The organism is Bacillus sp. 16GRE42 (assembly GCF_019837435.1).
GTDB classification, from domain to species: domain Bacteria; phylum Bacillota; class Bacilli; order Bacillales; family Bacillaceae_G; genus Bacillus_A; species Bacillus_A wiedmannii.
In genome coordinates this window covers 1-883 of the sequence record NZ_JADAXF010000026.1, presented here as the reverse complement: position 1 = coordinate 883, position 883 = coordinate 1, and the positions used below count along the sequence as shown (strand labels likewise).

The following is an 883-nucleotide window of genomic DNA, read 5'->3' as shown; positions in this document are numbered from 1 at the left end:
TTTACCGTGTGGTCCATCGTAGTAATTAATGCCGTATCCTTCCCAGTATATTGATCTTGCCATCCCAATCCCCTCTGGTTGCGGTGTACCAACAACACCACCTTTTCCCAAGTAGTCTAACGGATTCACAGCATTACTCTTATTCATATTCCAGCTGCCTTTATGCATTTCAAAATGTAAATGCTGACCATAGGCTTCTCCTGTTTCTCCCATAACCCCGATTGTTTGTCCTTGTGTAACATAATCACCTTGTTTAACTGTACGGGAGCCACTTCGCATATGAGCATATACGGTTTCCCATGTAACTCCATTAATATTATGGACAATCATAATACACTCGCCGTAACTAGTTGAAAAATAAGAACGACTAACTTGCCCGCCAGCTGCTGCATAAATTGGATGATAACCTGCTTGTGCAAGGTCTATCCCATGATGATCTGGTCTGTCACCCCTAAAACCACTTGTTACTCTCGTTGTATCTGTTGGATAAATAAATGTTGCCATATAAATCTTCCTTTCTATTTCTATATTGTCTATATTTATTATTTTTAAATATATTGTAGGTTTTCCAACCTCAAAATGAACAAAACAGAACATTTCCCTATTGTTATCTACTATTAAAATATCCATCTTGTAACCATAAGTTAAATGTCACTGAAATTAGCCAAAAATATCGAAAGCTATTATTCTATATAGCTAACTCTTCTTACCTAAAACACCGTTTAAAGATAAAAACAACTCTTAACAGAGTTGTTTTTATCGAATATCTACAATGTCAAAGTGTTTCTCTGGTGTCCAACGATTCCCACCAATATCAATCCAGCCTTCTTTACGGAAAAATACTGTAAGAGGTTCTTTTGAATTAATACTTCCTTTGTATGCT

General features: G+C 36.2%; 1 protein-coding gene. It reads right to left on the bottom strand.

Features of this window, described 5'->3' with window-relative positions; genetic code table 11:
• Positions 1–504 (bottom strand): M23 family metallopeptidase (locus tag ILS93_RS28410; RefSeq protein ID WP_222661740.1); only part of this gene is annotated, 504 nt, incomplete at its 3' end.
• Between the last annotated feature and the right edge of the window lie 379 nt (positions 505–883).